The organism is Pseudomonas sp. G3-19 (genome assembly GCF_054855875.1).
The window spans coordinates 3,815,544-3,839,371 of sequence record NZ_JBMPIQ010000003.1 but is presented as its reverse complement, the minus strand read 5'-3'; the positions used below and the strand labels follow the sequence as shown (position 1 = coordinate 3,839,371).

Below are 23,828 nucleotides of genomic sequence, written 5' to 3'. Positions count from 1 at the left end.
GACGTCTGGAACACTCAGAAATGGCCGTGTGTCCTGGATGTTGCCGATGACTTTGCGGGATCGCCGCTTGCCTCAGCCTGAGCTCATAAACCCGCCGGGGGATGAATGGCGATGAATCAGCCGATTCTACACCGCTGGCGTCTGGAGGGAATGGCGCAAAGTGTTGTTCCAGTGCCGACGGTGCGTATGGCATGACGACCGGCAGGCTCAATCGCTGCCAGAGGGCGTGACGGCGCCGTTCTCGATAATGCTGGCGCGATGGCTGATCCTCTTGTTCAGCGCCAGCGCGATGCAACTCAGCAGGACAAAACAGTAGCCGAGAGTGGCCTGCAGGTTGCCTGGACTCAGGCTGATCAGCGCACTGATCAACCCGCCGCAGATGAAGATGATCGTGCTACCGGCCGAGGCCGAAGTACCGGCGTTCTCCGGGAACAGGCCCATGGCGCGTGAGGTGGCGGCCGGGCGTGCAATGGTGGTGCCGGCGGTGCAGATCAGCATAGGGATCAATACCGTGACGGGCGAGAGTGCGAAGTACTGCGACAGGAATAGCATCACCAGCCCTGCCAGCAGAATCAGGCTCAACCCGGCCACGATCTGTTGCGCAGAGCTGATGCGCCGGCTCAACAGCGTGGCGGCAATCCCGCCGGTCACATAGGCCGCACCGTAGATCAGCAGGATCAGCGAGAAGTCGTAGGCTGACAGCTGCAACTGATCCATGAAGATCAATGGCGAAATGACGATGAACGAGAAGTGGCAGGCGAACGCGAAAGCCGAAATCAGCCAGTAGCCGACGAACTCGAAATCCCCCAGCACCCGTCGATAGGCGCTGAGAAAGTTGAGCGGTGTGCCCTTGGCGACTGGCCGACCGCCGTCCAGAAACAGCCAGGCCTTGAGCAACACCACCGCCGCCAGTGCGATGAACAGCCAGAAGCTGCCACGCCAGCCCAGGGTCGCCTGCAGAAAGGTTCCGGCCAGCGGTGATATGGAGATGAAGATCCCGGTGGCGGTCACCATCAGGATCCGCAGGCGATCGCGCTCTGCGCCCTCGAACAGATCCTGCACCAGCGCCTGTGACAGGACGAAACAGCCACAACCGATGGCCTGCACGATGCGAAAAGTCATGAACAATGTGTAGTCGCTGGTCATTACGCAGCCGATGGCGCCGAGGATCGAGACAGCCATGCCGGCGAGCAGTAACCCCTTGCGCCCGATGACGTCGGACAACGGCCCGATCAACAGTTGGGCAAAGGCAATGCCCACCGCGAACAGGCTGATCGACAGGGCGATGTCGGTCGGAGTGCTGGCGAAGTGTTCAGCCAGCGCCGGGAACGACGGCAGCAGGACGTCCAGCGGAAACACCCCCAGCAGCACCATGGCCAAAAGCAGGCTGATCGCCCCGCGTCGTTGTCGGGTCGTTACCACCGTTCTTCCTTCAAGCATCGATCAGTCCTGCCTTGGCGAAAAGTTTGCGGTTGTTGGGTAGCGCGAAGAATCCGGCTTTTTCGAGTGCAGCAAGCGTAGCCGTCGCTCCGGATCGGGCACGCTGGCGGCTGGCCTGTTCGTTGGTCAGGCTGTCGAGGATTTCCTTGATCGCACCTTCGCCAATGCCGGCGCGGCGCAGGCTTTGGTGCAGCCATTGCTCGTCGACTTCGAAGAAGGTCGCCAGGGTCTCCAGCAAGGTTCTGGCCGCAAAGGCGCGCTGGCGGCTGTTCAGGGTCAACCAGAGGTAGTGAAAGACCTCGGAAAAAAAACGGCTGTGGCGCGCTTCATCAGCGAGGTGGTCGCGCAGCATGTCGTTCACGCTGCTGACCAGCGTTTCCCGACACACATCCAGCAACTCCCGGGCAATGATGGTTTCGGAGACGAAGCCGAGCAGAAACCATGCCAGCGGGCGTTTGCTCTCCGGTGTTCGGGCAATCTGACCGGTCAGGCGGGTGATGCGCAACGGCACCTGCTGACGACCGGTGAAACCATGCAGTTCGGCGATCTGTTCGGCCAGATGATGGGAGAACAGTGCGTGATAACCCTCGTCGGTATAGAGCTGCAGCGCGGCGGTTTTCATCCTTGACGGAATGTGCGCGGGCAACTCACCGTGGACGATGGTTTCCACGGCGCGGTTGACGATGCGGTGTTCCAGCAGCGTGGTGTAGTCGAGAAAGTGCACCAGGTGGTTGGCAGCCAGCCGATGCATGACCTTGCTGCCTGCGGCTTCGATCGCCGGGTGGGACAGATACGGCAGGAATGCCGGCGGAAACCAGAAGCGGGTTTGCAGTTGCAACGGCAGGTCTGCCGGCAACTGGTAGTCGTGCCGGCTGGTGCGTACCGAAGCGTGGTTGTTCCAGTCGCCGAGGGTGAAGCGAAGCGCCCAGGACTCTGGCGCTTCGGGCTGATCCACGGTTGATGCGCTCATTTGCGCGTCTCCTGCAACAGGTCGCGCATTTCCTGACACATCGCCTGACCGTCGCTGGCGCCGCAGCCGACAAAGAACAACGGTTGTTCAGCGCTGCCTTCGAGTTTGAGCAGGGCTTCGACCTGGCGGTCGGTGAATGCCCCGGTCAGCCACGTTCCCAGGCCCAGCGCTGTGGCCACCAGTTGAAAGGTTTGCGACAGATGACCCGCCTCGACAAACGCCATGCGATAGGCGCGTGAGTGTTCATACTTCCACCAGAGCTTGTCGAAACGAGCGGTGATAAACAGACCCAGTGGCAGGTTATTGATGAAGTGCTGACCCGCCAGCAAATGACCCAGCGCGGGGTCGGGCAAAGGATTGACCCGGCTGAGTGCGTGTTCTGCCGAGTGGTAGGCGTAGACACCCGGTTCGAGGCCCTCGATATTGCGTGCCAGAAGAAATCCTTCACAGGCATTCAACCCGCCACCTGAAGGACTGCTGCGGCGGGCGCCGAGGCCCTCGGCGATGCTCTCGTCGCGGTCATTGTCGCGATGGCGAAGAAAGCCCAGCGAGAGGTACAGCAGTGTACCGACGTCATTGAGCGTGATTGCTGCGCCAGTGAAGGAGCGGCAGGTTTTTCTCAGGCGCAGGACATTGCCCAAGCTGGCAACGGTCAGGGCCGCGGAGGCGGGCAGGGCGATTCGAGGTTCGTCTTGAGGTGTCGATCGATCTAGTGCGGGGGCCGGTGTAGTCAGCACCGCGTTGCAATGGTTCAGGTATTGCCTGGACCACTCGTGAATATTCTGGGGTATCTGTTCGCAGGGAATGTTCTGGGTGCCAATATGATAAATCTTCGACAATTCATCCCAGCCCCATGGCGGACTGTCTATTTTTGCAACGGTTAATATGCCCGCGTTCAGAAGTTGTGAGTCTATTATGTTGCGTCTGTCGAACTGTTCCGGGTTATTGATAAGTTGTGCAAGTCGACAAGAGTAAGTCAGGTCAAGTTCATGTTGGGTGTGGTCTTTATAGTTCCAGACTATTTGTCCGGGCGTGCGCGGCAATATGAATAAATAGGGATTGATATGCATGTTGTGTTCATCGCTCTGGAACGGGTCGGAAGAACGCTGGGGTGCCGGCACTCCCCAGCGTTCTGGCTCACTTAGCGGGCTTTAGGCGCAACCAGGAAGGCCAGGTTTGCGATTTGGTTGGTTTCCAGAGTAATTGCTTTCATAAGTATGAACTCCTTGTTCATTGAGAGTGAATGTCACCGTCGTGGTGACAACTTAATAATAGGTTGTAATGAATTATTGGCAAGCGATACTTGGGTAGGAAATTTCTATTAATTTTGTCGGAGTGGGCGTGCTGCAAGGGCAAACTTGTAAGTATTAGATGTTGAAATGTAATGCGCAGGGAAATGTCCTGCATGCATGTAGGAAGTTAGTTGTAGGAAAGAGGAAGAAATTCGACGACATTGCATCGCCGTAAAGCCAACGGGAAGCCCGCAGGCTCCCCGTTTCATGGGCCGATCAGCTGTTAGGCAGCAGGCGGCAGGTGATGCTCTTGATGTAGCGAGTCTCGGCGATGGCCGGGTGTACCGGGTGGTCCGGGCCCTGACCACCGCGTTCGAGCATCTGGATGTTGCGGTCCAGGTGACGGGCGCTGGTCAGCAGGATGTTCTGCAGATCGTCTTCCGGCAGGTGCATCGAGCACGAAGCGCTGACCAGAATGCCGTCCTTGGTCAGCAGGCGCATGGCTTGCTCGTTCAGACGACGGTAGGCGCCTTCACCGTTCTTCATGTCTTTCTTGCGCTTGATGAACGCTGGCGGGTCGGCAACGATCACGTCGAAACGTTCTTCGCTGGCCTTGAGTTCCTTCAGAGCTTCGAAGACGTCGCCTTCGATGCAGGTCATCTTGTCGGCGAAGCCGTTCAGCGCGGCGTTACGCTCGACGCCGTCGAGGGCGAAGCCCGACGCGTCGACGCAGAACACTTCGCTGGCACCGAACGCCGCAGCCTGCACGCCCCAGCCACCGATGTAGCTATAGAGGTCGAGCACGCGTTTGCCCTTGGCGTAAGGGGCGAGGCGGGCGCGGTTCATGCGGTGGTCGTAGAACCAGCCGGTTTTCTGGCCGCCAATGACCGGCGCTTCGAACTTCACGCCGTTCTCTTCCAGGGCGACCCACTCCGGCACCAGGCCGAACACGGTTTCGACGTAACGGTTGAGGCCTTCGGCATCACGGGCGGCGGAGTCGTTCTTGAACAGAATGCCGCTTGGCTTGAGCACTTGGGTCAGTGCGGCGATCACGTCATCTTTATGCGCTTCCATGGTCGCCGAGGCGATCTGCACCACGAGGATGTCGCCGAAACGGTCGACCACCAGACCCGGCAGCAGGTCGGAGTCGCCGTAGACCAGGCGGTAGAACGGTTTGTCGAACAGGCGCTCGCGCAGCGACAGGGCCACGTTCAGGCGATGTACCAGCAGTGATTTGTCCAGCGGCAGTTTGATGTCGCGCGACAGCAGACGAGCGCAGATCAGGTTGTTCGGGCTCATCGCGACGATGCCCAGCGGCTTGCCGCCGGCGGCTTCGAGGATCGCCTGATCGCCGGCCTTGAAGCCGTGCAGTGGGGTGGCGGCCACATCGATTTCGTTGCTGTAGACCCACAAGTGGCCGTTGCGCAGGCGACGGTCGGCGTTGGCTTTGAGGCGCAGGCTAGGCAGGGACATGACGTCGCTCCGGAAAAAAGAGCGGGAGTATACCGTGTTGCTCGGCCTGATTGGCTGGTGAGTGGACATGTGGCAAGTCATTGCCGGTGGAAGACATTACCTGTGGCGAGGGGATTTATCCCCGATCGGCTGCGCAGCAGCCGCAAACCCCCAACGCAGTTTTCTGACTGACCGCGTGAGTCGATCTGGGACAGCTGCGCTGTCCATCGGGGATAAATCCCCTCACCACATAAATTCACTAGCCCACAGATCAGGCTGACAGGGCGCTGATCAACTCCTTGTTGAACGCTGGAATATCGTCCGGCTGACGGCTGCTGATCAGATGACCGTCCTTGACCACTTCCTTGTCGACCCAGTTGGCCCCGGCATTCACCAGGTCGTCCTTGAGTGTCTTGTAGCTGGTCATGGTTTTGCCGTTGACCAGCCCGGCGGAAATCAGCAGCCAGCCGCCGTGGCAGATCACCGCAATCGGCTTGCCGGCCGAGGCGCTGGTCTTGACCAGGTGCTGGGCGTCCTGGTCGATGCGAATGGTGTCGGAGTTCTGCACGCCGCCCGGCAGAACGATCGCGTCGTACTGCTCACTGCTGGCGCCTTGAAAGGTCTGGTCGACCTTGAAGTCATCCGCCGGTTTGTCGTGGTTCCAGCCTTTGACCTTGCCGGCCTCGGCGGAAAGGATGTCGACCTGGGCGCCGGCCTGCTCCAGTGCTTGCTTGGGCCCGGTCAGTTCGACCTGTTCGAAACCGTCTGTTACTAAAATGGCGACGCGTTTGCCAGTGAGGGAAGTAGCCATCGATAAGCTCCTGAGTCTGCGGGAAATTACCGCCGAGCCGGTGCTTGATTGTCCGGTCGGCCTTACAAAGTCCGAAGCCTGAGCGTGAATGAAAGTTCCTGACAATTGCCCACTGGTGTGTCGTCCTGCGGTTTTTAGAGGTTAGAATCGCCGCCTGTCCCAGAGTGTGTACTTATGTCCCAAGAGCTGACCACCGAACAGATTCAACAATCCCTGCAAGGCATCAGCGTGCCCGCGCAGCCGCAGATCATGGTGGATCTGCAAATGGAGCAGTACATGCCCGACCCGGACCTGGAGGTGATCGCCAAGCTGATCGCCCAGGATCCCGGCCTGTCCGGTTCTCTGCTGAAAATCGTCAACTCGCCGTATTACGGCCTGAGCAACAAGATCACTTCGATCCAGCGTGCGGTGAATCTGTTGGGCAGCCGTTCGATCATCAACCTGATCAACGCGCAGTCGATCAAGGGCGAGATGAACGATGACACCATCGTCACCCTCAACCGTTTCTGGGACACCGCCCAGGACGTGGCGATGACCTGCCTGACCCTGGCCAAGCGCATCGGCACCCAAGCCGGTGATGAAGCCTATGCCTTGGGGCTGTTCCACGACTGCGGCGTGCCGTTGATGCTGCAGCGCTTCCCCAACTACATGTCGGTACTGGAAAAGGCTTACGCCAATGCCAGCGCCGAATGCCGGGTGGTGGACACCGAGAACGCCGAGTTCAATACCAACCACGCCGTGGTCGGCTACTACACCGCCAAGTCGTGGCGCCTGCCGGAACACGTCAGCACGGCGATCGCCAATCACCACAATGCGCTGGCGATCTTCAGCGACGAATCCTCTCGCAACAGCCAGATGAAGAATCTGCTGGCGATCTTGAAGATGGCCGAGCACATCTGTGCGTCTTATCGGGTGCTGGGCAACCAGACTGAAGACCACGAGTGGAACAGCATTGGCCCGCTTATTCTCGATTACGTCGGTCTGTCGGACTACGATTTCGAAACCCTCAAACAGACGATCCGCGACCTCGGCGCGCATTGATTCGAGGACACCATGCCTGAACTGCCGGAAGTCGAAACCACCCGCCGGGGCATTGCTCCGCACCTGGAAGGCCAGCGCGTCAGCCGGGTGATCGTGCGGGATCGTCGGCTGCGCTGGCCGATCCCCGAAGACCTCGATGTGCGTCTTTCCGGGCAGCGCATCGTGCTGGTCGAGCGGCGGGCCAAGTATCTGTTGATCAATGCCGAAGTCGGCACGTTGATCAGTCACTTGGGCATGTCGGGCAACTTGCGGCTGGTGGAAGTCGGGTTGCCGGCGCTCAAGCACGAGCACGTCGATATCGAGCTGGAATCCGGTCTGGCGCTGCGTTACACCGATCCACGCCGTTTCGGCGCGATGCTGTGGAGTACCGACCCGCTCAATCACGAACTGCTGATTCGTCTCGGGCCAGAGCCGTTGACCGATCTGTTCGACGGCGAGCGCCTGTTCCAGTTGTCGCGCGGGCGTTCGATGGCGGTCAAGCCGTTCATCATGGACAACGCGGTGGTGGTGGGTGTCGGCAACATTTACGCGACCGAAGCGCTGTTCGCTGCCGGGATCGATCCGCGCCGCGAAGCCAAAAGCATCTCCCGGGCGCGTTATCTGAAGCTGGCGATCGAGATCAAACGGATTCTCGCCGCAGCCATCGAGCGCGGCGGCACCACGTTGCGGGATTTCATCGGCGGTGACGGGCAACCGGGGTACTTCCAGCAGGAGCTGTTCGTTTATGGCCGTGGCGGCGAGCACTGCAAGGTCTGCGGTACTGGCCTGCGGGAAGTGAAGCTGGGGCAACGGGCCAGTGTGTTCTGTCCGCGCTGCCAGACCTGAGGCAAAAATCTGAAAAAGTCCTACGGTCTATAGTGAGTGGTCTCACTGTTCAGCCCGAAGGATCGTGCCATGAAGTCCTTGCAAGTCCTGTTTGCCACACTATTGCTGTGTTCCAGCCTGGCCGTTCAGGCCGCGGAAAACGGCAGCGGTGATCCGCGCTACGCCATCCAGAACCCTCCCGCCTACGCCATGATCGGCGATTTGCTGATTGCCCGACCTTTGCTGGTGGTGGCGACGGTGCTGGGTGCGGGGGTGTTTGTGGTGTCATTGCCGTTTACCGCGCTGGGGGGCGGGGTAGGCGATGCGGGGCAGGCGCTGGTGGTGGATCCGGCGAAAGCGGCGTTTGTGCGCTGTTTGGGGTGTACAGGGGAGGGGGTTGAGCAGCGCGAGTGAGCTGATCAGGGTTTTGCGCTGCTGCTGATGGCCCTTTCGCGAGCAAGCTCGCTCCCACATTGGAGCGCATTTCAAATGTGGGAGCGAGCTTGCTCGCGAAGAGGCCCGGAAGAGCGCTACAAAACGTTCAGATCAGGCCTTGCCGGTAATCTTGCGGTACTTTTCCATCAACTGTTCTTCAGTCTCAGGATGCGCCTCGTCCAGTGGAATGCAATCCACCGGGCAGACCTGCTGGCACTGCGGTTCGTCGTAATGGCCGACGCACTGGGTGCACAGGTTCGGGTCGATCACGTAGATCTCTTCGCCTTGGGAAATCGCGGCGTTCGGGCACTCGGGTTCGCAGACGTCGCAGTTGATGCAATCGTCGGTGATGATCAGGGACATGCTAACTCCAGCCGGGGCGGCAGGCCCGGGCGCTATAAATCAATGCGCGCAATTGTGCCGCATTGGCGCCCGCAGTGCACGCGGGCGCCGTTTGAACGGTCGTTACTTCTTGAAGCGCAGGGTCAGGGCATCGGCCACGGCCGGGTGCACGAACTTGCTGATATCGCCGCCCAGCGCGGCGATTTCCCGCACCAGCGTCGAGGAAATGAACGAATAACGCTCGGACGGGGTGAGAAACAGGCTCTCGACGTCCGGGGCCAGTTGGCGGTTCATGTTGGCCAGCTGGAATTCGTATTCGAAGTCCGACACCGCACGCAGGCCACGCAGGAACACATTGGCGTTCTGCTCCTTGGCGAAATGCGCCAGCAGCGTCGAGAAGCCGACCACTTCGACGTTGGGCAGGTGTTTGGTGACCTCGCGAGCCAGCTCAACCCGTTGTTCCAGCGGGAACAGCGGGTTTTTCTTCGGGCTGGCGGCGACCGCAATGATCACGTGATCGAACAGGCGCGAGGCGCGTTCGACCAGATCGCCATGCCCTTTGGTAATAGGGTCGAAGGTACCTGGGTACAACACTCGGTTCATCGCGTCGTCCTGGCGGGAGTCCGTTGGGGAGTCGGATGGTATCGCAGCCGTCCCGGTCGGCCAAGTCGCCTGTTGGGTAAGAAAGCACTATAGACGACGCGATAAACCGGTTTTTTCACGGATTTCTCAGCCGATCGGCGAGGGCTGTCGCCAGCTGCGCGGTCAGGCCATACACCGACAATTGCGGGTTGGCGCCAATGCTGGTGGGGAACAGCGAGCCATCGTGAATCGACAGATTGCTCAGTTGATGATGCCGGCCAAGGCTGTCGGTGACTGCGTTTTTCGGGTCTTCGCCCATCGCACAACCGCCCATCACGTGGGCACTGCCCAGGCGCGTGCGATACAGCTCAAGGCTCAGACCGTTGATCAGCGTGCGGGCTTCGGCCAGGGTTTTCACGTAGCGCGCATCGGCGTGCATCGGCATCACGGCTTTGGCGCCGCCGGCAAACTGGATCTCGGCCATGCTGTGAAAGGCGCGGCGCAGGCCCTCCCAGGCATAAGGCGAGACTTGATAGTCGAGCACCGGCGAGCCATCACCGCGCAGTTCGACACTGCCGCCGGGGCTGTCCGGGTGGAAACCGTCGCGCAGCAACGCGAGCATCGCGTGGGTGTGCGGCAGGTCGGCCATGTGTTCGGCATTCTGCTGGCCGAAACCGCCGAGCAAGGTCGCGGCCAGTGCCGGTTGCAGCGGTGGCACTTCGAGTTTGTAGCCAATCGGCCCACTGGTGCCGTCCTTCCACTGGAAATGATCCGAGTAGATCGACTGCGGCGCGCCGTAGAACGGATTGATCACCTCGTCGAAACGCCCGGCGGACATGTTCACCAGATGCAGGAACGTGCGTTTGCCGAGGCGCTGATGCGGATCCGGTGCATCCGAGCGCAGCAGCAGTGCCGGGCTGTTGATGCCACCGCCGGCCAGCACGTAATGCCGGGCCTTGACCGTGATTTTGCGTCCGGTCGGCGCGACGCAACGCTCGTCCATCGCCACGCATTGCAGGCCGGTGATCTTGTCGCCGCTGATCAACAGCTTTTCCGCGCGGGCCAGGTACAGCAACTCGCCGCCCTTTTCCAGGGTCGCCGGAATGGTGGTGACCAGCATCGACTGCTTGGCGTTGGTCGGGCAGCCCATGCCGCAATAGCCAAGGTTCCAGCAGCCACGCACGTTGCGCGGGATCACGTGCCAGCTGTAGCCGAGTTGCTCGCAGCCCTTGCGGATCACGTCGTTGTTGGCGTTGGGCGGCACCATCCATGGCGCGACGCCGAGACGCTGCTCCATTTTTTCGAACCACGGCGCCATCTCGGCCGGGCTGTGGCCTTTGACGTTGTGTTCCTTGGCCCAGTGCTCGAGGGTCGGCTCGGGCGTGCGGAAACTCGAGGTCCAGTTGATCAGCGTGGTGCCGCCGACCGCACGGCCCTGGAGGATGGTAATCGCGCCGTCCTTGCTCATGCGGCCGATGCCTTCCTGATAGAGGCTGCTGTAGGCCTGGTCTTCGAGCATCTTGAAGTCGGAACTGGTCTTGAGCGGGCCTTCTTCGATCAGCAGCACTTTGTAACCGGCGACGCTGAGGATTTCTGCCGTGGTGCCGCCACCGGCACCGCTGCCGATGATCGCCACATCGGCTTGCAGCGTCAGGTCGCCGGTCAGTTGGGCGCCGTTGTAGGTTTTCCAGCCACGGGCGAGGCCTTCGCGGAACGGGTCGGGTACGGGCATTGATCAGGTTCTCTTTATTATCCTGGGAGCGGTGGTGTGGTGGCTGGCGCCTTCGCGAGCAAGCTCGCTCCCACATTGAAATGCATTCCCTTGTGGGAGCGAGCTTGCTCGCGAACGGCGCGACTCGGTTTCAGACCGTGGGCGGGCCGGGGTAGCCGCAATGGCCCCAGGACTCGGCGCGGGTGTACCAGGCCATCATCACCATCTGCTGCAATGAGCTGTGGCCCATGCGCAGCAGGCTCAATGAGCTGTTCTGCCAGCGCTCGAGGAAGTGGCGCATGGTCTCGGGGCTGGCGTTTTCCCAACTGCCCCAGATCCCTGTGAGCGGACCGCGGGTGACGGTCATGCCGAGCACATCGAACAATTGCCGGGTGAGTTTGAGCATTTCCGGCGACAGGTGATCGAGGCTGTAGTCCAGCGACTTCAGGGTGCCATCCACCGCACCGGGCATTTTCTCGGCGGCCACGGCGCCTTCGAGCATCACCGGAATCAGTGCGCGCAGAAACAGCAGGTCGCCGTCACGCAAAGTGACGAAGCCATTGGCTGCGACACTCGATGAACAGCCACTGAGGCTGGCGCCGAGGCCGGCGGTGGCGAGAAACGCTGTGGCGCCAAGGCTGAACTTCAGCAGGCCACGGCGCGACAGGGCAGGTGTTTCGGTCAGGCTTGGGTGCATTGTTGTTATTACCCGGCGGTGACGACGATTAGCGGATGAACAGCTTCTGGATCAGTTTCTGAATCGATTTGCCGTAGGGCGGATAGATCAACTTCGCGGCGTTGAAGCGCTGTTTGATCAGTACGCCCTTGGCCTTGCTGAAAGTCAGGAAGCCTTCGTGGCCGTGGTAATGGCCCATGCCCGATGGGCCGATGCCGCCGAACGGCATGTCGTCCTGCGCCACGTGCAGCAGGGTGTCGTTCAGGCACACGCCGCCGGAGTGGGTTTCGTGCAGCACGCGGTTCTGTTCGCGTTTGTCGTAGCCGAAGTAGTAAAGCGCCAGAGGACGCGGGCGCTGATTGATGTAGGCAAACGCCTGATCCAGATCCTGATATGGCACGATCGGCAGCAACGGGCCGAAGATTTCGTCCTGCATCACGGTCATCTCGTCAGTGACATTGAGCAGCAGGCTGTGCGGCATGCGCCGGCCCTGGCCTTGTTCGAACAGCGGGATCAGCAGCGCGCCCTTGCTCGTGGCGTCGCTGACATAACCGTTGAGCCGGGCCAGTTGGCGTTCGTTGATGATCGCGGTGTAGTCCGGGTTGTCGGCGAGGGTCGGATAGAAATTGTTGACCACCTGACGATAGGCTTCGACGAACGCGCCGACGCGGTCTTGCGGCACCAGCACGTAATCGGGGGCGACGCAGGTCTGGCCGGCGTTCAGGGTCTTGCCGAAGGCGATGCGTTCGGCGGCGTCCTTGAGCGGCACGTCGCGAGAGACGATGGCCGGGGACTTGCCGCCCAGTTCGAGTGTCACCGGGGTCAGGTTTTCCGCCGCAGCGCGCATCACGTGTTTGCCGATGCTGGTGGCGCCGGTGAACAGCAGGTGATCAAAATGCAGGCGGGAGAACGCCACGCCGATGTCGGCCTCGCCCAGCACCACGCAGACCAGATCTTCGGGGAAAATCCGTCCCAGCAGGGTCTTGAGCAACTGGCCGGTGGCCGGGGTCGATTCGCTGAGCTTGAGCATCACCCGGTTGCCCGCCGCCAGCGCGCCGACCAGTGGGCCGATGGCCAGATACAACGGGTAGTTCCACGGGACGATGATGCCGACCACGCCAAGCGGCTGGTACACGACTTTCGCCGACGCTGGCTGAAAGGCCATGCCGACTTTGCGTCGCGACGACTTCATCCAGCCCTTGAGGTGGCGGCTGGCGTAATGGATGCCGTGCAGGCTGGGCATCAGTTCGGCGAGCAGGGTTTCATCGGCGCTGCGATGACTGAAATCTGCGCTGATGGCATTGACCAGCGCCTGCCGCTCATTACTGAGCAAGTCGCGCAACGCCTTGAGCCATTGCTGGCGCTGATCTGCCGGTGGCATCGGGTTGGCGGCATAGGCGGCGCGCTGTGCCGCGAACAGCCGATCCAGCTCTTCCAGGGGCTGTTGCAGCGTTTGCAGATAAGCAATGTCGGCAGTCATCGTCGGCTCCGGATTTATTGTAGTGATGACGTTCTAGAGTCTATGCTCTAGAAAGTCAAATGACTTCCCGACACAGCTTTGTTTTATCCAGTTCCGGTTAGGTCGTAAGATGCCCCTCACCGCACTCTGAATTAAAGCTCAAGCCATGGCCCCACGAATAAAAACCAGCGAGCGCATCGTGCAGAACAGCCTCGAACTGTTCAATCAGCAGGGCGAGCGCAGCATTAGCACCAATCACATCGCCGCCCACATGGAGATTTCTCCGGGCAATCTGTACTACCACTTCCCGAACAAGCAGGCGATCATCGCCGTGCTGTTCAGTGAGTACGAGACGCTTGTGGACAGCTTTCTGCGCCCGCCGCAGGGGCGTGCCGCCACCGTCGAAGACAAGCGCTATTACCTCAAGGAGCTGCTGTCGGCGATGTGGGGTTACCGCTTTCTGCATCGGGATCTGGAACACCTGCTCGACAGCGACCCGGACCTGGCCGCGCGCTACCGGCGTTTCTCTCAGCGCTGCGTGATTCAGGGCATGGCGATCTACGAGGGCTTCGTCGCCGCCGGCATTCTCAAGATGGATCGGGTGCAGATCGAATCCCTGACGATCAATGCCTGGATCATCCTCACCTCGTGGGTGCGCTTTCTGTGCACCACCCGGGAAAACTCCAATCACCTCAGCGAACAGGCCATCAAGCGTGGCGTGTATCAGGTGCTGGTGCTGGAAGCCGGATTCGTCACCGATCAGGCCCGTGAAGAGGTGAATGCCTTGTTCGACGAGTTCTACGTGCCGCTGGCTCAGGCCCTCGAGGAAGGGCGGTAGACCATTTCGAAGTCGCTCACAGGAGTCCGTTATGCCGATTGCGCAACTGCTCAGCCCGAATGCACTGGATGCCCGCAAGGAGCAGCCGGGGCTGGTGATTCTCGATTGTCGTTTTGCCCTCGAAGACCCGGACTACGGGCAGCGCAGCTATGCCGAAGGGCACATCGCCGGCGCCCGCTTCGCCGACCTTGAGCGTGACCTCAGCGGCAAGGTGACCAAAGGCGTGACCGGGCGTCACCCGTTGCCTGAGCCGGCGGCGCTGATCGAGCGTCTGCAGGCGTGGGGCATCCATGCCGACAGCGATGTGGTTTTGTACGACGACGGCCCCGGTGCCTATGCGGCTCGCGCCTGGTGGTTGCTTGCGTGGCTGGGCAAGCGCGATGGCGTGTTCATTCTCGACGGCGGGCTGAAGGCCTGGCACGCGGCGGGTCTGCCGCTGAGTCTGGATGCGCCGTCGGTCAGCCGGGGCAACTTCAGCGGTCAGCCGGACATGAAACTGCTGCTGAGCGCCGAGCAATTGCACAAGCGCCTCGGTCAGCCGTCCCTGACCCTGATCGACGCCCGGGCCTTGCCGCGCTTCAAGGGTGAAGTGGAGCCGATCGATCCGATTGCCGGGCACATTCCCGGCGCGCAGTGCGCAGCGTTTACCGAAAACCTCGGCAGCGACGGGCGATTCCTGCCGGCGGAGCAGCTCAAGCAGCGCTTTGCCGCGAAACTCGGCGAGCGTTCGCCTTCGGAGCTGGTCGCCTATTGCGGCTCCGGGGTGACGGCGTGTCACAACCTGTTTGCGTTGTGCCTGGCGGGGTATCCGCTGGGTTCGCTGTATGCCGGGTCGTGGAGTGAGTGGATCAACGAGCCTTCCCGAGGCATCGCCACGGGCGAATAAAGTCACCATACCCCCAATGTGGGAGCGGGCTTGCTCGCGAAAGCGGTGTGTCAGTCAACCATGATGTGTGCTGAAACACCGCTTTCGCGAGCAAGCCCGCTCCCACAGGGGTTAATCGTCACCGATAGATTGTCGGGCACTGCGATACGCCGCCGGCCCCACGCCATACACCTGCTTGAACTGCCGGCTCAGATGACTCTGGTCGGCAAAACCCAACTGCATGGCGACTTCCACCGGCAGGCAACCGTGCTGCAATAAACCCCGGGCCGTGGCGATGCGCTGCTGCATCAGCCAGGTGTGTGGCGGCATGCCGGTGGCGCGGCGGAACACCCGGGCGAAGTGGAAGGGCGACAGATTCACTGCGGCCGCCAGCTCTTCCAGCGACGGCGGCGCAGCGAGTTGCGCATGCAGCAGTTCCTTGGCCATTACCACCGCACGATGCTCCTTGCCCGGTTTACCGTTGATCTGCACCGCCGCATGCCGCTGCAACAGCAGCATCATCATCTCGCGCCACATCGTCTGCTGTTGCAGCGCGGTGGCCGGGCTTTCCAGCAAGCGATGCAACTGACAGAAACCGTTGACCAGATCCGGGTCGCGGTACAGCGTCGCGCCGAAGGCCGGCATCGGCGCGGTGGGCAGTTCCAGTTCTTCGAGCAGTGAAACGATCTGTCCGGTATCGGGATAAAACGCCCGGTACAGCCAGCCGTCCTCGGTGCCCTTGTGGCCGGTGTGCAATTCGTCCGGGTTGATCAACACCAGGGTGCCGCTGCCGGCCAGGTGCTCGGCGCCGCGATAGCGATAACGCTGGGCACCGGCCATGATCATGCCGATCACATAACCGTCGTGGACGTGCGGGGCGAAGCGATGCTCGATGTAGCGCGCCGACAGCAACTCGACCCCGGCCAGCGGTGCGGTTTGCCAGAATCGGATCGACTCGCCCTGATCGCTCATGACGTCACACGGGCCAGCCATTGCGGGATGCGCCGTTCCAGGTAGTAACCGGGCTGGCGCAACGTGCCATCGACAAAGCCGACATGCCCACCCTTGGCCTGCAGCTCGAACCGGGTGCTGGTGGACAGCTCCTCGGGCGTCGGCAGGCTGTGGGGAAACACGAACGGATCGTCAGCGGCCTGAATGATCAGGGTCGGGGTGCGGATTTCACCGAGAAAGTAGCGACTCGATGCCCGCCGATAGTAATCCTCGGCATCGGTAAAACCATGCAACGGCGCAGTGATCCGGCCATCGAAGTCCCAGAAGGTGCGCATGTTCTCCAGCGAACCGAGCGCCGCCAGAGCCGCCAGGCCATCCTCGCGTCCGTCATGCTGGAACTGGCGTTGCTTGTTCTTGATGTAGGCGACCATCTCGCGCATGAAGTGCGCCTGATAGACCTTGGAGAAGCCTTGGCCAATGCGGTCTGCACACTGATCAAGACGAAACGGCACCGACACCGCCACTGCCCCGAGCACGCCGCTGTCGCTGCCGGTCTCGCCCAGATGCTTGAGCAACACATTGCCGCCGAGGGAATAGCCGACCGCATACAGCGGCGCCAGTGGCCGCTTGGCGCGCAGGTGTCTGATGGCTTCGGCGAGGTCTTCGCTGGCGCCGGAGTGGTAGCTGCGTGGCAGCAGGTTGGGTTCGCCGGAGCAGCCGCGCCAGTTCAGCGCGACACTGGCCCAGCCTTGCGCGGCGAGTGCTGCCTGAATCCCGGCAACGTAAGGCGAATTCGAAGAACCGGTCAGCCCATGCAGCACCAGTACCAGCGGCGCCTCGGCGCTGTGCGGGCCATGCCAGTCGAGATCGAGGAAATCCCCGTCGTCCAGCCACAGGCGTTCCCGCTCGCGATCAAGGTGGACGGTTTTGCGCCACAGCGGCCCCCACAAGGTTTGCAGGTGCGGATTGCCGAGGCCGAAGGCGGGGGTGAAGCGTTCAGTTTCCAGAGGGCACACACCTTTTGTGGCGAGGGAGCTTGCTCCCGCTGGGGCGCGAAGCGGCCCTTTTTGGGACTGCTGCGCAGTCCAGCGGGAGCAAGCTCCCTCGCCACAGGGTTGTTCAATACGTTCAGTTAACGGCCATACGTTGCCACAACGCGTAGTACACCCGCCCGGATTTCTGCTCGCGGTGCAGGCGCCAGTTGCCCGGCAGGCCCAGCGTCGAAGGCGCGGTCTCGCTTTCAGTGTAGATCCACGAATCGGGCGCCAGCCATTGGCGCTCTTCCAGCAGGGTGCAGACGGCCGGCAGCAGGTTCTGGTTGAACGGCGGATCGAGGAACACCAGATCAAACGGCGTGGCCACCTGGGTTTCCAAATAACGCAGCGCGTCGGCGGTCTGCACCTGGCCGTTGGTGCAGCGCAGGGTGCCGAGGTGTTCCTTCAGGCTCGATACCGCTACGTGGCTGGCATCCAGCGCCTGACCCATGGCCGCGCCACGCGACAGTGCTTCAAGAAACAGCGCGCCGCTGCCGGCGAACGGATCCAGCACCTTGGCCCCGGCCACATGCGGCGCGAGCCAGTTGAACAGGGTTTCGCGCACGCGGTCCGGTGTCGGGCGCAGGCCCGGTGCATCGGGGAAGCTCAGTTTGCGGCTGCGCCATTCGCCGCCGATGATGCGTAGCTGGTTCACACCGTTGTGAACGTTCTGCGCAGGTTTTTTAGGACGAGTAGCCATTAATGCTCCGGAACCCCGAGCGGTTGCTCGGCAGGTTTATCAGATGGGGCCGGTAACGGCTTTTGCGGCACGGTCGGGCCAGCGCTGACGATGACCAGTTTGTCCGTGCTCAGGTGTTTGTTCATCGCGTCTTTGACTTGCTCGACAGTCAGGCTCTGGGACTGACGCATGAAGTCATCCAGATAGCTCAACGGCAGATTATAGAAGCCCATGGCGCCCAGTTGGCCGACGATATCGGCGTTGCTTGCGGTGGACAGCGGGAAGCTGCCGGCCAGTTCGCGTTTGGCGTCGTCGAGTTCTTTCTGGGTCGGGCCGGTCTTCAGATAATCGGCGAGCACGTCCTGCACCAGTTTCAGCGTGCCTTCGCTCATTTCCGCGCGAGTCTGCAGGTTGATCATGAACGGGCCGCGAGCCTGCATCGGGCTGAAACCCGAGTACACGCCGTAGGTCAGGCCACGCTTCTCGCGCACTTCGCTCATCAGGCGGGTACCGAAACCGCCGCCACCGAGGATCTGGTTACCCATCGACAGCGCCGCGTAATCCGGGTCGTCACGGTCGATGCCCAGCTGCGCGAGCAGCAGGTTGGTCTGCTTCGACGGGAACTCGATGTGATTGACGCTGGCTTTCGGTTCCTGCGGCTGGGCGATTTTCGCCAGCGCCGGGCCTTTGGGCAGGGCGCCGGAGACCTGATTGGCAATCGCCTCGGCTTCGGCGCGAGACAAGTCACCGACCAGCGCGATCACCACGTTGCCGGCCGCGTAGGCCTTGGCGTGGAATTCACGCAGTTGCGCCAGAGTGATCTTCGGCACGCTCTGCGCATTGCCGTCACTGGAGTGCGCGTATGGGTGATCGCCGTACAAACGCTTCATCAGCTCGAGGCTGGCGAGTTTGCCGGGGTTCTGTTTCTGGTATTCGAAACCGGCGAGCATCTGGTTCTTGATGCGCGCGAAGGAATCGGCCGGAAAGGTAGGTTTGCCCACCACTTCTGAGAACAGCTTGAGCGCCGGCTCGCGCTGGTCGGCGGCACTCAGACTGCGCAACGAAGCCAGCGCCATGTCCTTGTAGGCACCATTGCCGAAATCCGCACCGAGGCCTTCGAAGCCTTGGGCGATGGCGCCAACGTCCTTGCCGGCCACGCCTTCGTTGAGCATGGCGTTGGTCAGGACTGCCAGGCCCGGTGCATTGCCGTCCTGACTGCTGCCGGCGGCGAAGATCAGGCGCATGTCGAACATCGGCAGCTCATGGGCTTCGACGAACAGCACCTTGGCGCCTTCGGCGGTGTTCCAGGTCTGCACGTCGAGCTTGCGGCTGGCAGGGGCCTTGCCGTCGAGTTCGGCCAGCGATTGCAGCTTCTGGCTGGTCTTGGCGTTGTCCAGTGCTTCGCTGGCGTCGGTTTTGACACCGGGCATCAGATAGAACGCGGCGGAGCCGATCACTGCAATGGCGATCAGACCAAGCAACAGGCGTGGGGATTTGCGCTCACTCATGAGTCGTCTCCAGTGGCAGGACGTGGGCGACGCTGAGACGTTCGCGGGTGAAATACAGCTTGGCGGCGTTCTGGATGTCTTGCGGGGTCACGCTTTCCAGATCGGCGAGTTCGGTGTCCATCAACTTCCACGACAGCCCGACCGTTTCCAGTTGGCCGATGGCGGTGGCCTGGCTGGTGATCGAATCACGTTCGAACACCAGGCCGGCAATCACTTGTGCCCGCACGCGCTCGAGTTCTTCGGCGGACGGTGCGGTGGTTTTCAGCTGTTCCAGCAATTTCCACAGACCGGCTTCAGCTTGCGCCATGGTCTTGTTCTTCTGGGTATTCGGCGTCGCCGACAGGGTGAACAGGCTGTCGCCACGGGTGTAGGCGTCGTAGCTCGACGAACCGCCCGAGACCAACTCTTCACCGCGCTCCAGTTGCGTCGGGATGCGCCCGCTGTAACCGCCGTCGAGCAGCGCCGAGATCAGGCGCAGGGCGTTGACCGAGCGCTTGTCTTCAGCAGTGGCAATGCTTGGCACGTTGAAGCCGAGCATCAGGCTGGGAAGTTGGGTCTGCACATGCAGGGTGATCTGGCGCTCACCCGGCTCGGCCAGTTCCAGCGGTTTCTTCGCCGGTGGCACGTCGCGCTTGGCAATCGGCCCGAAGTAGCGTTGGGCGAGGGTCTTCACTTCATCGGGGGTGACGTCGCCGACCACTACCAGCGTGGCGTTGTTTGGCACATACCAGGACTGATACCAGTGGCGCAGCTCTTCGACCTTCATCCGGTCCAGGTCCGCCATCCAGCCGATGGTCGGTGTGTGGTAGCCGCTGGCCGGGTAAGCCATAGCCTTGTAACGCTCGTAAGCCTTGGACATCGGCTTATCGTCAGTGCGCAGGCGACGCTCTTCCTTGATGACTTCGATTTCCTTGGCGAACTCGTCAGCCGGCAGGCGCAGATTGGCCATGCGGTCGGCTTCCAGTTCGAAGGCCACGCCCAAACGGTCGCGGGCCAGCACCTGGTAATACGCGGTGAAATCGTCGCTGGTGAACGCGTTTTCTTCGGCGCCCAGATCGCGCAGGATCAACGAGGCTTCGCCGGGGCCGACTTTCTCGCTGCCCTTGAACATCATGTGCTCAAGCGCGTGGGACAGGCCGGTCTGGCCCGGGGTTTCGTAGCTGGAACCGACCTTGTACCAGACCTGCGACACCACCACCGGCGCGCGATGGTCTTCGCGCACGACGACCTTCAGACCGTTGTCGAGGGTGAATTCGTGGGTCGGTTGCGGGTCGGCCGCCAGGGCCGAAAGGGGCAGGCAGACTGTGCTGAGCAGCAGGCCTGCAGCGCGGCGGGCTAGAGCATTCATTCGTTTTTTAACCTGTTGGGCTGCCCGCTTGGTCTTAGCGTCGGCGGGCGAGAGGGTGCTAGGATACTGATCCGTTTTACCGGCGACCACGCCTATCAGGTTTTCAGGCCTGAACCGGCTGTATGGGTTTGCGGCAGAAAGCTGCGGTTTATCGACTAGACTTCGCTTTTTCGCCGATTTTGCCGGTTTAGTCCTTCGTTTATACGATTCTTTGAGGTGCCGCTGGCGCCTCGACAAAATGTTGCGCGTGAACAAGCTGGATGAAACACAGTCTGTTCTGCATCGAATATTTATTTGCCGGGGCGCCCTTATGGCGCGTCGCTACCGTGAGATAGCCGTCCTCCATGTTTGGTTCCAACGACGACAAGAAGACCCCAGCTGCGGCTGGCGAGAAGAAAAGCCTGTTCGGATGGCTGCGTAAGAAACCGCAGGAACCCGTCGTCGAACAGCCGCCCGCGATTCCTGAACCGGCTCCGACGCCAGCGCCTGCTATAGAAGAAGAGCCGGCGCCGATCGTGCTGCCGATTGCCGAGCCGGTGCTGCAACCGGTCGAGCCCGAGCCAGAACCTGAAACCCCGGTGGCGGACGAGTTGTCACTGACCGCGGTGACCGATCCGTGGCTGACCTTGCCGGTGGCGGAAGAGCCGGTGGCCTTGGTCGAAGAGGCTGCGCCGCATGTGACGCCGCCGATTCCTGCACCTGCCGCGTTCGTCCCTGAAGTCGCTCCGGCGCCATTGGTTGAGCCGGTTGTCGAGCCTGCGCCGGTTGTTCCCGAGCCAGTGACCCCGGTGGTCGTCGCCCCTGTTGCGCCGGTCGTTCAGCAGCCCGAGCCTGCACCTGCACCTGCACCTGCACCTGCACCTGCACCGGTCGTCGCTGCTCCGGTGGTGCCGGTAGAAGTGGTTGCTGAAACGCCAGTGGAAGCCCCGCGCAGCGAAGAAACCAAAGTCGGCTTCTTCGCCCGCCTCAAGCAAGGCCTGTCGAAAACCAGCGCCAGCATCGGCGAGGGCATGGCCAGCCTGTTTCTCGGCCGTAAAACCATTGATGACGATTTGCTCGATGAGCTGGAAACCCGTCTGCTGACCGCCGACGTCGGTGTCGAAGCCACCACGCAGATCATCCAGCGCCTGACTCAGAAGGTTGCACGCAAAGAGTTGGCTGACGCCGACGCGCTGTACAAGTCGTTGCAGGCCGAGCTGGCGGCGATGCTCAAGCCGGTCGAGCAGCCGCTGAAAATTGCCTCGCAGAACAAGCCGTTCGTGATTCTGGTGGTCGGCGTCAATGGCGCCGGCAAGACCACCACCATTGGCAAGCTGGCGAAGAAGCTGCAACTGGAAGGCAAGAAAGTCATGCTCGCCGCCGGTGACACCTTCCGCGCCGCTGCCGTTGAGCAGCTGCAGGTCTGGGGCGAGCGCAACAAGATCCCGGTGATTGCCCAGCACACCGGTGCCGACTCTGCTTCGGTGATCTTCGACGCCGTGCAGGCCGCCAAGGCCCGTGGCATCGACGTGTTGATCGCCGACACCGCCGGTCGTCTGCACACCAAAGACAACCTGATGGAAGAGCTGAAGAAAGTTCGCCGGGTGATCGGCAAGCTCGACGCCGACGCACCGCACGAAGTGCTGCTGGTACTTGATGCCGGCACCGGTCAGAACGCGATCAACCAGGCCAAGCAATTCAACCAGACCGTCGAACTGACCGGCCTGGCGCTGACCAAGCTCGACGGTACCGCCAAGGGCGGGGTGATTTTCGCCCTGGCCAAGCAGTTTGGTCTGCCGATCCGCTACATCGGTGTCGGTGAAGGCATCGACGATCTGCGTACCTTTGAAGCCGAACCCTTTGTCCAGGCACTGTTTGCCGAGCGGGAGCGTTCATGATTCGTTTCGAACAGGTCGGTAAACGCTACCCGAACGGTCACGTCGGCTTGCATGAGCTGAGCTTTCGAGTCCGTCGTGGCGAGTTTCTGTTTGTCACCGGTCACTCCGGTGCCGGTAAGTCCACGCTGTTGCGCCTGTTGCTGGCGATGGAGCGTCCGACCAGCGGCAAACTGCTGCTGGCCGGGCAGGACCTGAGCACCATCAGCAACGCGCAGATTCCGTTCCTGCGTCGGCAGATCGGCGTGGTGTTCCAGAATCACCAGTTGCTGTTCGATCGCACGGTGTTCAACAACGTCGCGCTGCCGCTGCAGATTCTCGGCTTGTCCAAGGCCGAAATCGCCAAGCGCGTGGATTCGGCGCTGGAGCGCGTGGCGCTGTCGGATAAAACCGATCTGTACCCGGGCGACCTGTCCACCGGTCAGCAACAGCGCGTCGGCATCGCCCGCGCCATCGTCCACCGTCCAGCCCTGCTGCTGGCGGACGAACCGACCGGTAACCTCGACCCGCGTCTGGCGGCCGAGATCATGGGCGTGTTCGAAGACATCAACCGCCTGGGCACCAGCGTGCTGATCGCCAGTCACGACCTGGCGCTGATTGCGCGCATGCGCCACCGCATGCTGACCCTGCAACGCGGCCGACTGATCGGCGACGGGGAGGCCGGCGTATGAGTGCGACACGCAGTCCGAAGGTATCCGAGCGCGTGGCCCCGAAAGCCGCCGACCCGCAACCGCCAAAGAAGAAAAAACACGACGATGACGACGGCCCGGACTTTTCCACGCTGTTGCGTTCGTGGATCGAAAGTCACCGTGCCAGCCTGCTCGACAGCCTGCGGCGCCTCGGCAAGCAGCCGATCGGCAGCTTCTTCACCTGCATGGTGATGGCTGTGGCGCTGAGCCTGCCGATGGGCTTGTCACTGCTGATCAACAACGTCGAGCGTCTCGGCGGTTCGTGGCAGCGTGCGGCGCAGATTTCGCTGTACCTGCAGCTGGATGCCACGCCCGCGCAGGGTGAATCGTTGCGCGAGCAGATCAAAGGCATGCCCGGCGTCGCTAATGCCGAATATGTCGGTCGTGATCAGGCGCTGGAAGAGTTTCAGCAGCAGTCCGGTCTGGGCGAAGCCCTGCGCGAGCTGCCGGAGAACCCGCTGCCGGGCGTGGTGCTGGTGACCCCGAACGAGGTCGACAAGCCGACTCTGGAAGCATTAAGACAAAAACTTTCCGAGCTGCCGAAGGTACAACAGGCGCAACTTGATCTAGTCTGGGTCGAGCGTCTGGCCGCCATCCTCAAGCTCGGTGACCGTTTTGTCTTCGGTCTGACGGTGCTTTTGGTGTCTGCATTACTTTTGGTGATAGGCAATACCATTCGTCTTCATATTGAAAACCGCCGCACAGAGATAGAAGTGATTAAACTCGTCGGCGGCACTGACAGCTATGTACGTCGCCCCTTCCTTTATATGGGCGCGTTGTATGGCTTCGGTGCGGGTGTTCTGTCCTGGGGTGTGCTGGCGTTCGGCCTGAACTGGCTGAACGACGCGGTGGTTGGACTGGCCGGCTTGTACGGCAGTGATTTCGCGCTGGCCGGAGTGCCAGTTGCCGACGGTCTGTCGCTCTTGCTTGGCGCGGTGCTGTTGGGTTATATCGGTGCATGGATTGCAGTCGCACGTCATCTCAGGGAGCTGGCGCCGAAGTAGAATCTTTTTTGCGCGTGATTGACCTTGCGGTTTTTTTGGGAACTTGTACTTGAATTCCCGGTCAATTTTTCGCAGTGCCGAGA

Annotated in this window: 23 protein-coding genes; 8 read left to right on the top strand and 15 right to left on the bottom strand. The window is 61.4% G+C overall.

What is annotated here, in order from left to right; translation table 11 throughout:
• Positions 1-207: 207 nt before the first annotated feature.
• The 5 genes from ACOYXI_RS17685 to ACOYXI_RS17665 form a co-directional block, all read right to left on the bottom strand.
• On the bottom strand, positions 208-1,440 hold the full coding sequence (locus ACOYXI_RS17685; RefSeq protein WP_134784892.1) for an MFS transporter: 1,233 nt from the start codon (positions 1,438-1,440) through the stop codon (positions 208-210).
• Positions 1,433-2,410, bottom strand: a complete 978-nt coding sequence (locus ACOYXI_RS17680) for a diiron oxygenase (RefSeq protein ID WP_210556418.1) — start codon at positions 2,408-2,410, stop codon at positions 1,433-1,435. The genes ACOYXI_RS17685 and ACOYXI_RS17680 overlap by 8 nt, the downstream gene beginning before the upstream one ends.
• A complete protein-coding gene (locus tag ACOYXI_RS17675; RefSeq protein ID WP_134784890.1) occupies positions 2,407-3,480 on the bottom strand; it encodes a SagB family peptide dehydrogenase in 1,074 nt (357 codons plus the stop codon). The genes ACOYXI_RS17680 and ACOYXI_RS17675 overlap by 4 nt, the downstream gene beginning before the upstream one ends.
• A gap of 438 nt (positions 3,481-3,918) precedes the next feature.
• Positions 3,919-5,115, bottom strand: coding sequence for a class I SAM-dependent rRNA methyltransferase (locus ACOYXI_RS17670; RefSeq protein WP_027610554.1), 1,197 nt, complete (start codon positions 5,113-5,115; stop codon positions 3,919-3,921).
• A 250-nt stretch (positions 5,116-5,365) separates the two neighbouring features.
• The gene (locus ACOYXI_RS17665) at positions 5,366-5,905 is read right to left on the bottom strand and encodes a type 1 glutamine amidotransferase domain-containing protein (RefSeq protein WP_135296770.1); all 540 of its coding nucleotides are present in this window, start codon (positions 5,903-5,905) and stop codon (positions 5,366-5,368) included.
• A 228-nt stretch (positions 5,906-6,133) separates the two neighbouring features.
• On the opposite strand from ACOYXI_RS17665, the gene ACOYXI_RS17660 reads away from it, so the two are divergent.
• The 3 genes from ACOYXI_RS17660 to ACOYXI_RS17650 all read left to right on the top strand — a co-directional run bounded on the left by ACOYXI_RS17660 (position 6,134) and on the right by ACOYXI_RS17650 (position 8,164).
• Positions 6,134-6,946: an HDOD domain-containing protein gene (locus tag ACOYXI_RS17660; RefSeq protein WP_171061892.1), complete on the top strand. Its 813-nt coding sequence runs from the start codon at positions 6,134-6,136 to the stop codon at positions 6,944-6,946.
• Positions 6,947-6,958: 12 nt separating this feature from the next.
• Entirely contained in the window at positions 6,959-7,771 is an 813-nt protein-coding gene (mutM, locus tag ACOYXI_RS17655) for a bifunctional DNA-formamidopyrimidine glycosylase/DNA-(apurinic or apyrimidinic site) lyase (RefSeq protein ID WP_003229159.1), read from the top strand.
• 69 nt (positions 7,772-7,840) lie between these two features.
• Entirely contained in the window at positions 7,841-8,164 is a 324-nt protein-coding gene (locus ACOYXI_RS17650; protein ID WP_135296769.1) for a multidrug transporter, read from the top strand.
• Positions 8,165-8,296: 132 nt separating this feature from the next.
• Here ACOYXI_RS17650 and ACOYXI_RS17645 read toward each other — a convergent pair whose 3' ends face one another.
• From ACOYXI_RS17645 to ACOYXI_RS17625, 5 genes are all read right to left on the bottom strand, one after another.
• On the bottom strand, positions 8,297-8,548 hold the full coding sequence (locus ACOYXI_RS17645; RefSeq protein ID WP_003195146.1) for a YfhL family 4Fe-4S dicluster ferredoxin: 252 nt from the start codon (positions 8,546-8,548) through the stop codon (positions 8,297-8,299).
• A gap of 102 nt (positions 8,549-8,650) precedes the next feature.
• Positions 8,651-9,130 (bottom strand): pantetheine-phosphate adenylyltransferase, encoded by a 480-nt coding sequence (gene coaD, locus ACOYXI_RS17640; RefSeq protein ID WP_003229157.1) that lies wholly within the window; start codon positions 9,128-9,130, stop codon positions 8,651-8,653.
• 115 nt (positions 9,131-9,245) lie between these two features.
• Positions 9,246-10,841 (bottom strand): GMC family oxidoreductase, encoded by a 1,596-nt coding sequence (locus ACOYXI_RS17635; protein WP_461675110.1) that lies wholly within the window; start codon positions 10,839-10,841, stop codon positions 9,246-9,248.
• A gap of 130 nt (positions 10,842-10,971) precedes the next feature.
• Positions 10,972-11,517: a twin-arginine translocation pathway signal protein gene (locus ACOYXI_RS17630; protein WP_135296767.1), complete on the bottom strand. Its 546-nt coding sequence runs from the start codon at positions 11,515-11,517 to the stop codon at positions 10,972-10,974.
• 28 nt (positions 11,518-11,545) lie between these two features.
• Positions 11,546-12,976 (bottom strand): coniferyl aldehyde dehydrogenase, encoded by a 1,431-nt coding sequence (locus tag ACOYXI_RS17625; protein ID WP_134784885.1) that lies wholly within the window; start codon positions 12,974-12,976, stop codon positions 11,546-11,548.
• 145 nt (positions 12,977-13,121) lie between these two features.
• On the opposite strand from ACOYXI_RS17625, the gene ACOYXI_RS17620 reads away from it, so the two are divergent.
• Together ACOYXI_RS17620 and ACOYXI_RS17615 are read left to right on the top strand one after the other, a co-directional pair.
• Positions 13,122-13,793 (top strand): TetR/AcrR family transcriptional regulator, encoded by a 672-nt coding sequence (locus ACOYXI_RS17620; protein WP_027610562.1) that lies wholly within the window; start codon positions 13,122-13,124, stop codon positions 13,791-13,793.
• A gap of 31 nt (positions 13,794-13,824) precedes the next feature.
• Positions 13,825-14,679, top strand: coding sequence for a sulfurtransferase (locus tag ACOYXI_RS17615; protein WP_461675109.1), 855 nt, complete (start codon positions 13,825-13,827; stop codon positions 14,677-14,679).
• 111 nt (positions 14,680-14,790) lie between these two features.
• Here the strand turns inward: ACOYXI_RS17615 and ACOYXI_RS17610 are convergent, their stop codons facing one another.
• The 5 genes from ACOYXI_RS17610 to ACOYXI_RS17590 all read right to left on the bottom strand — a co-directional run bounded on the left by ACOYXI_RS17610 (position 14,791) and on the right by ACOYXI_RS17590 (position 20,178).
• A complete protein-coding gene (locus tag ACOYXI_RS17610; protein ID WP_098966090.1) occupies positions 14,791-15,630 on the bottom strand; it encodes an AraC family transcriptional regulator in 840 nt (279 codons plus the stop codon).
• Positions 15,627-16,625, bottom strand: coding sequence for a hydrolase (locus ACOYXI_RS17605; protein ID WP_461675108.1), 999 nt, complete (start codon positions 16,623-16,625; stop codon positions 15,627-15,629). The genes ACOYXI_RS17610 and ACOYXI_RS17605 overlap by 4 nt, the downstream gene beginning before the upstream one ends.
• Before the next feature lie 112 nt (positions 16,626-16,737).
• Complete coding sequence (gene rsmD, locus ACOYXI_RS17600; RefSeq protein WP_096795767.1) at positions 16,738-17,343, bottom strand: 16S rRNA (guanine(966)-N(2))-methyltransferase RsmD; 606 nt, start codon at positions 17,341-17,343, stop codon at positions 16,738-16,740.
• The gene (locus ACOYXI_RS17595) at positions 17,343-18,830 is read right to left on the bottom strand and encodes a M16 family metallopeptidase (protein WP_461675107.1); all 1,488 of its coding nucleotides are present in this window, start codon (positions 18,828-18,830) and stop codon (positions 17,343-17,345) included. The genes rsmD and ACOYXI_RS17595 overlap by 1 nt, the downstream gene beginning before the upstream one ends.
• Positions 18,823-20,178, bottom strand: coding sequence for a M16 family metallopeptidase (locus ACOYXI_RS17590; protein ID WP_098966083.1), 1,356 nt, complete (start codon positions 20,176-20,178; stop codon positions 18,823-18,825). Before ACOYXI_RS17590 ends, ACOYXI_RS17595 begins: the two co-directional genes overlap by 8 nt.
• A gap of 344 nt (positions 20,179-20,522) precedes the next feature.
• Between ACOYXI_RS17590 and ftsY the strand changes: the two genes are divergently transcribed.
• The 3 genes from ftsY to ftsX are packed head-to-tail and all read left to right on the top strand — an operon-like array spanning position 20,523 to position 23,745.
• A complete protein-coding gene (ftsY, locus tag ACOYXI_RS17585) occupies positions 20,523-22,055 on the top strand; it encodes a signal recognition particle-docking protein FtsY (protein ID WP_461675106.1) in 1,533 nt (510 codons plus the stop codon).
• On the top strand, positions 22,052-22,723 hold the full coding sequence (ftsE, locus tag ACOYXI_RS17580) for a cell division ATP-binding protein FtsE (RefSeq protein WP_003229148.1): 672 nt from the start codon (positions 22,052-22,054) through the stop codon (positions 22,721-22,723). The genes ftsY and ftsE overlap by 4 nt, the downstream gene beginning before the upstream one ends.
• Positions 22,720-23,745 carry a permease-like cell division protein FtsX gene (gene ftsX / locus ACOYXI_RS17575; RefSeq protein ID WP_282413618.1) on the top strand — a complete coding sequence of 342 codons (1,026 nt, stop codon included), beginning with the start codon at positions 22,720-22,722 and terminating at the stop codon, positions 23,743-23,745. The genes ftsE and ftsX overlap by 4 nt, the downstream gene beginning before the upstream one ends.
• Positions 23,746-23,828: the final 83 nt, after the last annotated feature.

What these genes read in the sequence shown, in the direction of transcription:
- ACOYXI_RS17590 (WP_098966083.1), bottom strand. Translation starts at nt 20,178, where the DNA reads ATGAATGCTCTAGCCCGCCGCGCTGCAGGCCTGCTGCTCAGCACAGTC.
- ACOYXI_RS17635 (WP_461675110.1), bottom strand. Translation starts at nt 10,841, where the DNA reads ATGCCCGTACCCGACCCGTTCCGCGAAGGCCTCGCCCGTGGCTGGAAA.
- ACOYXI_RS17595 (WP_461675107.1), bottom strand. Translation starts at nt 18,830, where the DNA reads ATGAGTGAGCGCAAATCCCCACGCCTGTTGCTTGGTCTGATCGCCATT.
- ACOYXI_RS17620 (WP_027610562.1), top strand. Translation starts at nt 13,122, where the DNA reads ATGGCCCCACGAATAAAAACCAGCGAGCGCATCGTGCAGAACAGCCTC.
- ACOYXI_RS17670 (WP_027610554.1), bottom strand. Translation starts at nt 5,115, where the DNA reads ATGTCCCTGCCTAGCCTGCGCCTCAAAGCCAACGCCGACCGTCGCCTG.
- ACOYXI_RS17610 (WP_098966090.1), bottom strand. Translation starts at nt 15,630, where the DNA reads ATGAGCGATCAGGGCGAGTCGATCCGATTCTGGCAAACCGCACCGCTG.
- ACOYXI_RS17615 (WP_461675109.1), top strand. Translation starts at nt 13,825, where the DNA reads ATGCCGATTGCGCAACTGCTCAGCCCGAATGCACTGGATGCCCGCAAG.
- ACOYXI_RS17630 (WP_135296767.1), bottom strand. Translation starts at nt 11,517, where the DNA reads ATGCACCCAAGCCTGACCGAAACACCTGCCCTGTCGCGCCGTGGCCTG.
- ACOYXI_RS17680 (WP_210556418.1), bottom strand. Translation starts at nt 2,410, where the DNA reads ATGAGCGCATCAACCGTGGATCAGCCCGAAGCGCCAGAGTCCTGGGCG.
- ftsE (WP_003229148.1), top strand. Translation starts at nt 22,052, where the DNA reads ATGATTCGTTTCGAACAGGTCGGTAAACGCTACCCGAACGGTCACGTC.
- ACOYXI_RS17650 (WP_135296769.1), top strand. Translation starts at nt 7,841, where the DNA reads ATGAAGTCCTTGCAAGTCCTGTTTGCCACACTATTGCTGTGTTCCAGC.
- ftsY (WP_461675106.1), top strand. Translation starts at nt 20,523, where the DNA reads ATGTTTGGTTCCAACGACGACAAGAAGACCCCAGCTGCGGCTGGCGAG.
- ftsX (WP_282413618.1), top strand. Translation starts at nt 22,720, where the DNA reads ATGAGTGCGACACGCAGTCCGAAGGTATCCGAGCGCGTGGCCCCGAAA.
- ACOYXI_RS17645 (WP_003195146.1), bottom strand. Translation starts at nt 8,548, where the DNA reads ATGTCCCTGATCATCACCGACGATTGCATCAACTGCGACGTCTGCGAA.
- ACOYXI_RS17625 (WP_134784885.1), bottom strand. Translation starts at nt 12,976, where the DNA reads ATGACTGCCGACATTGCTTATCTGCAAACGCTGCAACAGCCCCTGGAA.
- ACOYXI_RS17665 (WP_135296770.1), bottom strand. Translation starts at nt 5,905, where the DNA reads ATGGCTACTTCCCTCACTGGCAAACGCGTCGCCATTTTAGTAACAGAC.
- ACOYXI_RS17675 (WP_134784890.1), bottom strand. Translation starts at nt 3,480, where the DNA reads ATGCATATCAATCCCTATTTATTCATATTGCCGCGCACGCCCGGACAA.
- rsmD (WP_096795767.1), bottom strand. Translation starts at nt 17,343, where the DNA reads ATGGCTACTCGTCCTAAAAAACCTGCGCAGAACGTTCACAACGGTGTG.
- coaD (WP_003229157.1), bottom strand. Translation starts at nt 9,130, where the DNA reads ATGAACCGAGTGTTGTACCCAGGTACCTTCGACCCTATTACCAAAGGG.
- mutM (WP_003229159.1), top strand. Translation starts at nt 6,959, where the DNA reads ATGCCTGAACTGCCGGAAGTCGAAACCACCCGCCGGGGCATTGCTCCG.
- ACOYXI_RS17685 (WP_134784892.1), bottom strand. Translation starts at nt 1,440, where the DNA reads ATGCTTGAAGGAAGAACGGTGGTAACGACCCGACAACGACGCGGGGCG.